Below are 11,169 nucleotides of genomic sequence, written 5' to 3'. Positions count from 1 at the left end.
ACCTTCGGGTTATGAGCCCGACGAGCTACCTACTGCTCTATCCCGCGATTTATAATTTGAAACAGTTTACTTAGCTTTTAACTTTCGATTCATAATGTCGACAAAAGTGTTTCGGACTGCAAATATACAATGGTTTTTGAATAAAACAAGTGTTTATTTAAAATTATTGTTCAATATTTTCTGCAAGAAAGCTAATTAGCTCATTTTCTATAAACTGTGGTGTAATTTCTATTGGATTACAACAAACTTCACAATCTTCTAAATAGGTTTGTTGTCTAATGCTATTATCTAAAAGCATAGAAATGTCTTCCCAACAATAAGGACATTGAAAGAAGTGTTCGAACATAGTTTAGTCTTCTAGTTCCATTAGTTCTATTGTAATTTCTTCCCAAGTTTCTGTAAGTTTCACTAACCTGTCTTTTTTAGCTTGATATTTGTCAAAGAAGTCTGATTTAGAAACTACTTCATCATAATTAACTGCTAATTCTACATCTATCTCTTTAATTTCTTTTTCAAGGGTATTAATTTTAGATTCGGTATTACTTAGCTTATTGTTTAAAGATTTTAATTTCTTTTGATCTTCGTAAGATTGCTTGTTTTTTTCTTTAGGTGTAACTTTTACAACGGTACGTTTTTCAACTTCACGTAAGTTTTCAACATTTCGTTTTTCTAGGTAATAATCAATATCGCCTAAATATTCTTTAATATTATTGTCTTTAAATTCGTAAACGGTTTCTGTTAATCCTTGTAGAAAATCTCTGTCGTGTGAAACTAAAAGTAATGTTCCTTCAAAACGTTTTAAGGCATCTTTTAATACGTTTTTAGATTTTATATCTAAGTGATTGGTAGGTTCATCCATTACCAAAACATTAAATGGTTGTAACATTAATTTTGCTAAAGCTAAACGATTACGTTCTCCTCCAGAAAGTACACGAACATATTTTTCGGCCTCTTCTCCTCTAAATAAAAATGAACCTAATATGTCTCTAACTTTACTTCTGTTTGTTTCATTAGCAGCATCAATCATTGTATCTAAGACGGTTTTAGAACCATTTAGATATTCAGCTTGATTTTGAGCAAAATAACCTATCTGAACATTGTGGCCTAGTTTTAAATTGCCATCGTGTTCTAATTCACCAACTATAATTTTTGCTAAAGTAGATTTTCCTTGTCCGTTTTGTCCAACAAAAGCTGTTTTAATATTACGCTCTATCATTAAATCTACAGAGGATAGAACCATTTTTTTATCGTAATTTTTAGAAATATTTTCTGCTTCAATAACAATTTTTCCAGGCGTTACAGAAACAGGGAAGTTTAATGTCATTACACTATTGTCGTCTTCATCAACTTCAATTCTATCTACTTTGTCTAATTTCTTAATTAAAGATTGCGCCATTGTTGCTTTACTGGCTTTCGCTCTGAATTTTTCAATTAGTTTTTCGGTTTGTTCAATCTTTTTTTGTTGGTTTTTTTGCGATGCTAACTGTTGCTCACGTAATTCCTTACGTAATACTAAATATTGAGTGTAAGGCTTAGCGTAATCGTAAATTCTTCCAAGAGAAATTTCAATAGTTCTGTTGGTTACGTTATCTAAAAACATTTTATCGTGAGAGACAATAGCTACAGCTCCAGAATAATTTTTTAAAAACCCTTCTAGCCAAATAATAGATTCAATATCTAAGTGATTTGTAGGTTCATCTAAAAGTAATAAATCGTTATTTTGAAGTAATAATTTTGCTAACTCAATTCGCATACGCCAACCACCAGAAAATGTGTCGGTAAGTTTATTGAAGTCTTCACGTTTAAAACCTAAACCTTGTAATATTTTTTCAGTTTCACCTTGGTAGTTATAACCACCAATAATTTCATATTGATGTTGAAAATCGTTTAAATCAACCATTAATTGGTTATAACTTTCAGATTCATAATCTGTTCTATCTGCTAATTCAAAATTAATTTGTTCTAATTTAGCTTCAAGGGTTTTAATTTCTGTAAAAGCTTGATAAGATTCTTCTAAAACAGTTCTACCTAAAACAAAGTCAATATCTTGCTTTAAAAAACCAATTTTTAAATCTTTATCTGCAGCAATTTGCCCTGTATCTGGCTCTAATTCTTTAGATAGAATTTTAAGCATTGTAGATTTACCTGCACCATTTTTTCCAATCAATCCAACTCTATCTCCAGGAACTAGCTTAAATGTAATGTCTTCGAACAAATATTCGCCTTGAAAAGAAATAGATAAATTATGAATATTAAGCATAGTTATGTGACTTTTGTTACTTAATACTATTCTTGTATTTTGTAACTTTGTATTGTTAAAGGTCTTAGTTTTTAAGATTGCAAAAGTACACAATTTATATGTTTAAAAAAGGATCTAAGTTATTTGGAATTTTAAAAGGTGTTTGTCCAAAATGCCATAATGAGAGTATGTATAAAAACTCTAATCCATATGCAGTGACTCAGCTTTTTGAAATGCAAGAAAGTTGTAGTCATTGTAAAACAAAATATAAAATAGAGCCGTCCTTCTTTTATGGTTCAATGTATGTAAGTTATGGTGTTGGAATTGCATTTGCAGTAGCAGCTTTTGTTATAAGTTATTTGTTTCTTGGAAGTAGTTTAAATGTCGCTTTTATTGCAATTGTTTTAGCTATGTTCGCTTTTTACCCTATAATTATTAGAGTTTCTCGTAATATTTGGATAAATCTTTTTATGAGTTACGATAAGACTAAAGATTAGTTTTTGTTTTATAACGTTACCTAAAGGTCGCGTTATCCGTTATATCTTTTTTTGCCATTTGCTAAATAAAAAAAAGGATGCCACTTCTACCGCTAACGTAAAATTAGCGTGAGTTTTTATATCTAATTTTATAAATTTTAAACCTTTTAAAAATGAAAAAAACCTTAATTTTAAGTAGTCTTGTTGTGTTTTTACTTTCGTGTAATAATAGCCCTAAAAATGTTAATCGAGTACTTTCTGATCTTGAAGAAAACAGTATAAAAGAGATAAAAGTCTTATCTAAATCAGAAGGAGATTTAATATTAACGAATACTTGTTATGCTTGCCATAATCCAAACTCTACTTCTCATGATAATATGCTTGCTCCACCTTTAGCAGGAATAAAAAATAAATATTTAAACACCTATCCAACAAAAGAATTATTTGTGACTCAAATGTCTGACTATATTTTTAATCCGACAGAAGAGAATGCTTTAATGAAAGGACCAATTAAACGGTTTGGTATAATGCCAAAAACAGGTTTGTCTAAATCTGAAACTAGAGAAATGGCATTGTTTATATTTAATAATAAACTTGAAGTTCCTTCTTGGTTTCCAGAGCATTTTGAAGATATGCATAAAGAAAAATGGGAAGAGAATTCTTCAAAATAAAGTTTGAAATAATTTTATAGTTAAAGAATATAAATTAGCTGATTTTACTTAATTGTTAAATCGGCTAATATCAATTTCTTCATCCAATGCTATATTGTTTTCAATAGCGTTAAAAAGAGCTTTTGAAACGTAAGGAGCAATCATAACTCCACGAGTTCCTAAACCATTTAAAATATGATGATTTTTTAACGTTTTGTGTGTTCCAACTAAAGGTCTTCTATCCGAAACTGTTGGTCTAATTCCTGCGGTATGATTTACCACTTCAAAAGTACAGTTTAATAAAGGTTTCAGTTTTTTAATTAATTGTGCTTTGCCATTTTCTGTAATTTTATTGTCTTTGTTATCTCTGTCAAAAGTGGCTCCAATTCTGTATAAGTCGTTTCCTAAAGGCATAATAAATACACTAGATTTAATTACTTCATTCAATTTTAAATCTGGTGCTTTTATGGTAATTAATTCGCCTTTTAAACCTTCTAAAGGTAGTTCTTTAAAAAAAGGATTGCTTTTAAGACCATAACCTTCGGCAAAAATAATATGTTTTGCTTCTCTGTTTTTATATGTGACTTTATTGTCTTCGGTCTTTAATTCATTGTAATTAAAAGCTTCCGTAATTAATAAATTTTTGTTAGCTAAATCTTTTCTATATGCCGAAACTAATTTTTTAGTATCTACTCGTCCTGTTTGTAAAACTTCACCATAACCAAAAGGCGCATTTATATTTGGGTTAGTACTTTTTAAAAGCGTAGTAGATAAGTAGTCTGAAAGATTTGGTTTGTCTGATGCTGTAAACCACTTATTCTGTTCTTGGATATTATTAAATAATCTATGAACAGGAATTTTATAATCGAATTGTTGATTTAAATCTTTTTCAATTTTTGAATAAATAGGCAAAGCTAGTTCTAATTGCTCTTTACTTTTCCAAACACCAGTAAAACGTTTTAAAATTACAGGATTATACATTCCACCAGCAACTGTAGAAGATTGTTGCGAGTTATTGTCGAAAACTACAAATGTTTTATTCTTAGCTTTTAATTCTTCACAAAAGGAAATTCCTGCTAAACCGCAACCTACTATAATGTAATCTGTTTTCATAGGAGTAAAGGTAATTAATGTTTTAGATAAGTTGCTATTAATAATTTGTGGTCTGAGTTTAAATGTTGACTTTTCTCTAATAAAAGCGGTTGGTGCTTTTTGTTCAACCAAATCTGATCCAACTCTAGCAATGGGAAGCCATAATACCAAGTTGCTGTTAATCCATTGTTTTTCGAATGAAAGCTATTAAATTCTCTATAGAATTTCTTAAAATGAATGCTTTCGTAAGGTGTATTAAAATCTCCTAAAATAATATCTATATTGTTATTAGTTGCATAATCTGAAATTGTAGTTAACGCTTCTTTTTTATCCACAAAAGGACTTGCCCAAACATCTGCAATAAGATAAGAAGTAATGTTATTTTTATATTTAATTTTAACCACGTTAAATTTATAGTTTTCTTCTTTATAGTAAAATTGGATATCTAATAATTCACCTAAATATAAGATAGACATATTATCTGCTAACTTTTTATACGAATAATTTTTTAAAGGTTTTGAATTGAAATTATTAATCGATTTGTCTTCCACAAAAGCTAATAGTTCTGGCGTTTTAGATTCTATTCTAGAAGTGACAGTTTTTAATGGGAAAGTTTTCTTTTTAGCTAGATTCCAGAAAAATACGGTTGCGTTTGATTCGTGATATCTAATGTTGTTTATGTAATAATTATTTACAAACCATAGTGTAGTAATTATAATCTGACAAATTACAATTAATGGAAGTAATTTGGTCTTGTAATAAGCATAACTTGTAAACCAGCCATAAGATATAATTAATATTAGAGGTGAAGCATAAAACAAAATACTTAACGGATAATAATTATCTTTAATTATAAAATGAAGTAATATTAAAAAAGCATACACTACAAGTAGGTATGCTTTATATTTTTGTAGGAATTTCATTTAAAATTTAAACCACTTCAACAAATAAACCATCGTCCGTTTTTTCAACTTTAGCTAATGTGTTTTTAGTTAATTCTTTAATGGCTTTATCCCATTTTTTATTACTTAATCCTGCTTGTACTTTTAAAGTGTCTAATTCTGTTTTAGTTACTTTAGTTAAAAGTTCTAAAACTTCTTTAGCATCATCTGAAATAGCTAAGGCTTTCTTTTCTGGTTTCATTTGTGGGAAGAATAATACTTCTTGTATAGACTGGTTGTTGGTTAAGAACATAATTAGTCTGTCCATTCCAATTCCCATTCCAGATGTTGGAGGCATTCCATATTCTAAAGCACGTAAAAAATCGTGATCTATAAATTCTGTAGCTTCATCGTCTCCTTTTTGAGCTAATTTTAATTGGTGCTCAAAACGTTCGCGCTGGTCTATTGGATCGTTAAGTTCAGAATAAGCGTTTGCTATTTCTTTACCACAAACCATCAATTCAAAACGTTCTGTTAATTCTGGGTTTTCTCTATGTTCTTTACAAAGCGGAGACATTTCTTTTGGATAATCTGTAATAAAGGTTGGTTGTATGTAATTACCTTCGCACTTTTCTCCAAAAATTTCGTCAATAAGTTTTCCTTTACCCATTGTAGCATCTACTTCAATTCCCATACCTTTTGCAGCATCAAAAATTTCAGTTTCTGTCTTTCCTGTAATATTAAAACCGGTAAATTCTTTAATAGAATCTGCCATTGTAATACGTTTGTATGGCGCTTTAAAACTTACGTTGTGTTCTCCAAAAGTAGCGTCTGCTGTTCCGTTTACAGCAATAGCACAATGTTCTAATAGCTTCTCACAGAAATCCATCATCCAGTTGTAGTCTTTGTAGGCTACATAAATTTCCATTGCTGTAAATTCTGGGTTATGTGTTCTGTCCATTCCTTCGTTACGGAAGTTTTTAGAAAACTCATAAACACCATCAAAACCACCAACAATTAGTCGTTTTAAATACAACTCGTTTGCAATTCTCATATATAATGGAATATCCAAACTGTTGTGATGCGTCATAAAAGGTCTTGCAGCTGCTCCACCAGGAATTGGTTGTAAAATTGGTGTTTCAACTTCAAAATATCCAGAGTCGTTAAAGAAGTTACGCATAGCGTTAAATAACTTTGTACGTTTTACAAACACTTCTTTTACATGCGGATTTACTGCTAAATCGGCATAACGTTGTCTGTAACGCATTTCTGGATCTACAAAAGCATCATGTTCTTTTCCTTCTGCATCTACTTTAGGTAATGGTAAAGGTTTTAAGGCTTTACTAAGTAATTTAAAGTCTTTAACCAAAACGGTTTTTTCACCAACTTCTGTAGTAAATAATTCACCTTCAACACCAATAAAATCTCCTAAGTCTAATAATTTTTTAAATAAATCATTATACAGCATTTTATCTTCGCCTGGACAAATTTCGTCTCTGTTAAAGTAGACTTGTATGCGTCCTTCACTATCTTGAATTTCTCCAAAAGAAGCCTTTCCTTGGATTTTCTTACGCATTAAACGACCAGCAATAATAACCTTTTTACCTGTTTCAAATTCTGATTTAATACGTTTAGATGTATTGTTTACAGGGAATAAATCGGCTGGATAAGGATTAATCCCTAACTCTCTAAGTTGGCGCAGTTTTTCTCGTCTTACTAATTCTTGTTCAGATAATTGCATTAGAATAATTTTAAGTAGCAAAATTACGTTTTTTAACAGAACTATTAAACTACTTTTTGTGTTTTTTAGAAGGTAATATTTAGGCTGATTTTTTAGCCATTTTAAGATTAGATTTATTTTGTCTTCTAGAGAGAAGTTGAAATTTATTTAAATAAATCAAACAGTTCTCGGCAATATTTGAATAGATATTTTTGGAAACAAAAAAGCAACTATAATTACTATCTTAACTTAGAATTATAGTTGCTTTTAAATTAGAAATTACTTTGTTGCTTTTTCTACAACATTTCCTTTAATGGTTAATTGCTTTAAAGCTTCTTCTGCATTAGACATAACTGTAATGGTTTTTTTAAATTGTCCCATTCTGTTAGTGTCGTAAGTAATGTCAATACTTGCAGATTCTCCTGGTAAAATTGGTTTTTTAGGATAATTAGGTACTGTGCAGCCGCAAGATGTTTTTACTTTTGTAATTAAAATAGGAGCTTTTCCTGTGTTAGTAAATGTAAAGACGCGTAATTTATCTGTGCCTTTTTCTACTATTCCATAATCAATAATATTGGTTTTAAAAGTTAAAACACCTAGCGCTTTTGCGTTGTCTGGATTTTGAGCAAAACTAAAACTTGTAATACTTAATGCTAGTAAAAGCATAAGGCTTAAAATTGAAGTTTTTACTGTTTTCTTGTTTTCTAATACTACATTTTTCATAATAAATTGTTTATGTGATTAATACCAGACAAACTTCTTGAAAAACAAAGTTAACTTTGAAAACATAGGGTTGGAAATAGGGACTAGAACCTAGGTTGAATTTTGTAACTATTTGTAGAACAGCTCTTTTATCTCGTTTCGAGAAGACACATTTACCTTTTTATAAATGTTGTTTATATGAGATTTTACAGTGCTTAGGCTTACAAAAAGAGTTTCGGCAATTTCTTTATTTGATTTATTTTCTAAAATTAAGTCTAAAACAGTTTGTTCTTGTTTAGTTAATTGTGCTTTGGCTTGAGTTTTAGATTCGCTCTTTTGCTTTTTAGATTTGAAATACTGCCAGAAATTTAAAAGTAAAGATGTTAATAGAATACCTGAAAGTAAATAAATGAAATTAAACTTGGCTTTTTTTTCTGAATCACCTAAGCCAAATTGATCCATTTGTAATTCTGTTTCAAATTGATTTGTGTATTTTGAATTAGGATAATTGGTTTTTAAACGATTTAATAACTCAGTGTAATAGGTGTTAGTTCTTAAATCTTCTAAATAATAATCATGGAATGGTTTTGTTCTATCCGATAAGAATGAATAAATATATAGTTCAGCTAAAGGTTCTTTTAATTTTTTTCCAAAATCCTGTAGCGTTTTAAACCATTTCTTGTTATTTAGATTACGGCTAGCATTGCTATTATATTCAGAATATGAAAATTTCATTTCTTCTATTAGATTATCAACCTTTATAATAGCTAAGTTTTTTGAATTGTTAGAAGTAATATCACAAAACATTTGTGCGTCAAATGATAATGGAAACTTAATGCTGTCTGTGCTTTTTGCAATAAATAAAATATCTTTACTGTCTTTGCAATGTCCAATAAAATGGTTTTCGTCTAAATTTTCACTATCACAATTATCTACATGAAGTTTATAAATTTGATGTATTGGTTCTAATAAATCTCCCGAAAACTCAAAACGACCTAAACTATCTGTTGTAGTTTTTGAAATGATTTGTTCATTGTTTATTCCATTAATAGTTCTATAATCATCGACTACAGATAGGTAAACATTGTTTTGCCAAGTGGTATTATCTATAAAACCTTCAAATTTATGCTGTGCATTTGTGTAAAATGAAATTAAAAATAGAAAAACAAACCACTGTAAATATCTCATAAGACTAAAATACTATTTATTATTACAAAACAAATTTGATTTGTAACAAAAATAAGAAAAGTACGTCCTATAAATAAAAAAAAGAATTATGAGTTTTTGGCGTGTTGTCTTATCTATATTTTGCCCACCTTTAGCTGTCTTAGATAAAGGTTGCGGTTCTATATTAATTGTGTTTATTTTATGGTGTTTAGGTTGGATTCCTGGTGTTATTGCCGCATTAATTATTTTGAATAATCCAAAGAGATAAATTGTATCTTTGTTGTGATGAACAAATCTATCTACATAAAGGATTTAGGAACTAAAGATTTTAAAGAAACTTGGGATTATCAAGAATCCATTTTTAAAACTATTTTAGATACTAAGATTAAGAATAAGCGAGAGAATGCTGGCTTAGAAACCAAGAACTATTTCTTTTTTGTAGAACATCCACACGTTTACACTTTAGGTAAAAGTGGTGACTTAAGTAATTTGCTTTTAAATGAAGAACAGCTTAAAGAAAAAGGAGCTACATTTTATAAAATAAACCGTGGTGGAGATATTACATATCATGGACCTGGACAAATTGTTGGTTATCCTATTTTAGATTTAGATAATTTCTTTACAGATATTCATAAGTATTTACGGTTTTTAGAGGAAGTTATTATTCTTACTTTGGCAGAATATGGATTAACTGCAACAAGAAGCGATGGAGAAACTGGTGTTTGGTTAGATGTTGGGACACCATTTGCTCGTAAAATTTGCGCTTTAGGAGTAAGAGCAAGTCGTTGGGTTACAATGCATGGGTTTGCTCTAAATGTAAATACAAATTTGGGATATTTTGATAATATTATTCCTTGTGGAATTAGAGGTAAAGCAGTAGCTTCTTTAAATGTAGAATTAGGTGTTAATAAAATTAATGAATCAGAAGTGAAATCTAAAATATTAAAACATTTTACAACGCTTTTTGAAGCAGAATTTATAACAGAATAAATGACACAAATTAATAATCCGTTACACGGTATAAAATTAGCAGATATAGTTACAGAATTACATGAGTTTTACGGGTGGGAATATTTAGGTCATGAATTAAATATGAATTGCTTTAAATCTAACCCTACTATAAAATCTAGTCTTAAGTTTTTGCGAAGAACACCTTGGGCAAGAACTAAAGTAGAAAATTTTTATTTGAAATTTTTGAAGAAAAATAAAAGATAATAAAAAACTCTAAGCAATGCTTAGAGTTTTTTATTAAGAAAGGTTAAGTGGTAATTATTCTTTAGTAGAATCTCTTCTGGTTTTTCTTTTCCTCATTTTAATTAAAGCTTTTTTGAATTCTTCCATAGAAAGAGCACTGCTATTATCTACATCCATTTTAGCGAATCTTTTTGCTAAATTTTCTGGGCTAGAGGTTTTTTCTCTTTTGACTGCCTGTAATTCATTAATAGAAATAGAGCCATTATTATTTGTGTCTATTTCTTTAAACTTAGCTTCAATCTTACCTTTGCTTTTTTCTCTAGGAGCTTTAAATTCTTCCATAGAAATAAAATTATCTCCATTTGTATCTAGTTTTTTAAAAACTTTTTCGGGGTTTCTTTTTTCTTTTTCTTGAGCACTAGTAAAAGTGAATGAACAAAGTGCTATGGTTAATACGCTTAATTTTAAAATTTTTGATGTCATAATTGTCGTTTTAATAGGTTAAATAAATGTTATACTAATAAGACATTAATTTTCTAGAAAGGTTTAATTACGATATTTATTTTTTGATAAATCCAATTATAAATCCATCTTTAAAATAAGTTATAGGAAATTCTTTTAATTCATCTTTTAAAATGGCTTCAGGAGTTATGTTTGTTCTTTTTATGTTGTTAAAATAGATTGCGACATAACTAAATTTATTTAGCTTTTCTTTTAAAACTTCTAATTCTAAATAGTAGTTTTTATTAGTTTTTTCTAGTCTAGCTGTTTTAAAAGGAAGATAATAATGAATTGTTTTAGTTTTGTAATTTAAAAAATCTGGAGCATTGCTATAGCTGTTGTATTTATTAGTTGAATTTAAAAAAATAGCTATTTCAGAATTTTTCCATTCTTTATTAGAATATAAGTGTCCATTTTGGAATTGATTATTCCAAAAAGGTATAGAATTACTTAAAATGCCGATTCCTAGAGCAATTAATCCAGTATAAAATAATTTATGAAGTTCTATAGTTTTTAAGGATTGAAGAAGTATAGCTAGTGTGAAAAT

Annotated in this window: 14 protein-coding genes; 5 read left to right on the top strand and 9 right to left on the bottom strand. The window is 28.9% G+C overall.

Features of this window, described 5'->3' with window-relative positions; all coding sequences use genetic code 11:
- Window positions 1-163: 163 nt before the first annotated feature.
- Window positions 164-346: a CPXCG motif-containing cysteine-rich protein gene (locus ACFDSN_RS10225; protein WP_375239754.1), complete on the bottom strand. Its 183-nt coding sequence runs from the start codon at window positions 344-346 to the stop codon at window positions 164-166.
- Between the two features lie 3 nt (window positions 347-349).
- Window positions 350-2,260: an ABC-F family ATP-binding cassette domain-containing protein gene (locus ACFDSN_RS10220; protein ID WP_375239753.1), complete on the bottom strand. Its 1,911-nt coding sequence runs from the start codon at window positions 2,258-2,260 to the stop codon at window positions 350-352.
- A gap of 98 nt (window positions 2,261-2,358) precedes the next feature.
- Between ACFDSN_RS10220 and ACFDSN_RS10215 the strand changes: the two genes are divergently transcribed.
- Window positions 2,359-2,736 (top strand): DUF983 domain-containing protein, encoded by a 378-nt coding sequence (locus tag ACFDSN_RS10215; protein ID WP_375239752.1) that lies wholly within the window; start codon window positions 2,359-2,361, stop codon window positions 2,734-2,736.
- Window positions 2,737-2,888: 152 nt separating this feature from the next.
- Entirely contained in the window at window positions 2,889-3,386 is a 498-nt protein-coding gene (locus tag ACFDSN_RS10210) for a c-type cytochrome (protein WP_375239751.1), read from the top strand.
- Window positions 3,387-3,434: 48 nt separating this feature from the next.
- Here the strand turns inward: ACFDSN_RS10210 and ACFDSN_RS10205 are convergent, their stop codons facing one another.
- The 5 genes from ACFDSN_RS10205 to ACFDSN_RS10185 form a co-directional block, all read right to left on the bottom strand.
- Entirely contained in the window at window positions 3,435-4,478 is a 1,044-nt protein-coding gene (locus tag ACFDSN_RS10205) for an NAD(P)/FAD-dependent oxidoreductase (RefSeq protein ID WP_375239750.1), read from the bottom strand.
- A gap of 14 nt (window positions 4,479-4,492) precedes the next feature.
- Window positions 4,493-5,380, bottom strand: coding sequence for a hypothetical protein (locus ACFDSN_RS10200; protein WP_375239749.1), 888 nt, complete (start codon window positions 5,378-5,380; stop codon window positions 4,493-4,495).
- Between the two features lie 7 nt (window positions 5,381-5,387).
- Window positions 5,388-7,079, bottom strand: coding sequence for a lysine--tRNA ligase (gene lysS / locus ACFDSN_RS10195; RefSeq protein WP_375239748.1), 1,692 nt, complete (start codon window positions 7,077-7,079; stop codon window positions 5,388-5,390).
- A gap of 258 nt (window positions 7,080-7,337) precedes the next feature.
- Window positions 7,338-7,781 carry a DUF1573 domain-containing protein gene (locus tag ACFDSN_RS10190; protein ID WP_375239747.1) on the bottom strand — a complete coding sequence of 148 codons (444 nt, stop codon included), beginning with the start codon at window positions 7,779-7,781 and terminating at the stop codon, window positions 7,338-7,340.
- 108 nt (window positions 7,782-7,889) lie between these two features.
- Window positions 7,890-8,948, bottom strand: coding sequence for a LuxR C-terminal-related transcriptional regulator (locus tag ACFDSN_RS10185; RefSeq protein ID WP_375239746.1), 1,059 nt, complete (start codon window positions 8,946-8,948; stop codon window positions 7,890-7,892).
- A gap of 88 nt (window positions 8,949-9,036) precedes the next feature.
- On the opposite strand from ACFDSN_RS10185, the gene ACFDSN_RS10180 reads away from it, so the two are divergent.
- Genes ACFDSN_RS10180 through ACFDSN_RS10170 form a run of 3 tightly spaced genes read left to right on the top strand, consistent with a single transcriptional unit; the run spans window position 9,037 to window position 10,142 of the window.
- A complete protein-coding gene (locus tag ACFDSN_RS10180; RefSeq protein WP_375239745.1) occupies window positions 9,037-9,195 on the top strand; it encodes a YqaE/Pmp3 family membrane protein in 159 nt (52 codons plus the stop codon).
- Between the two features lie 17 nt (window positions 9,196-9,212).
- On the top strand, window positions 9,213-9,917 hold the full coding sequence (gene lipB / locus ACFDSN_RS10175) for a lipoyl(octanoyl) transferase LipB (RefSeq protein ID WP_375239744.1): 705 nt from the start codon (window positions 9,213-9,215) through the stop codon (window positions 9,915-9,917).
- A complete protein-coding gene (locus ACFDSN_RS10170) occupies window positions 9,918-10,142 on the top strand; it encodes a VF530 family DNA-binding protein (RefSeq protein ID WP_375239743.1) in 225 nt (74 codons plus the stop codon).
- Window positions 10,143-10,196: 54 nt separating this feature from the next.
- Here ACFDSN_RS10170 and ACFDSN_RS10165 read toward each other — a convergent pair whose 3' ends face one another.
- Together ACFDSN_RS10165 and ACFDSN_RS10160 are read right to left on the bottom strand one after the other, a co-directional pair.
- Window positions 10,197-10,604 (bottom strand): EF-hand domain-containing protein, encoded by a 408-nt coding sequence (locus ACFDSN_RS10165; RefSeq protein ID WP_375239742.1) that lies wholly within the window; start codon window positions 10,602-10,604, stop codon window positions 10,197-10,199.
- A gap of 76 nt (window positions 10,605-10,680) precedes the next feature.
- Window positions 10,681-11,169: hypothetical protein (locus ACFDSN_RS10160; RefSeq protein ID WP_375239741.1), on the bottom strand; the 489-nt coding region annotated here is incomplete at its 5' end.

Origin of the sequence: Aurantibacter sp., assembly GCF_042094015.1 — a bacterium.
Taxonomy (GTDB): Bacteria; Bacteroidota; Bacteroidia; order Flavobacteriales; family Flavobacteriaceae; genus Aurantibacter.
The sequence above is the reverse complement of the archived record's forward strand: the minus strand, read 5'-3'. Positions and strand labels throughout refer to the sequence as shown.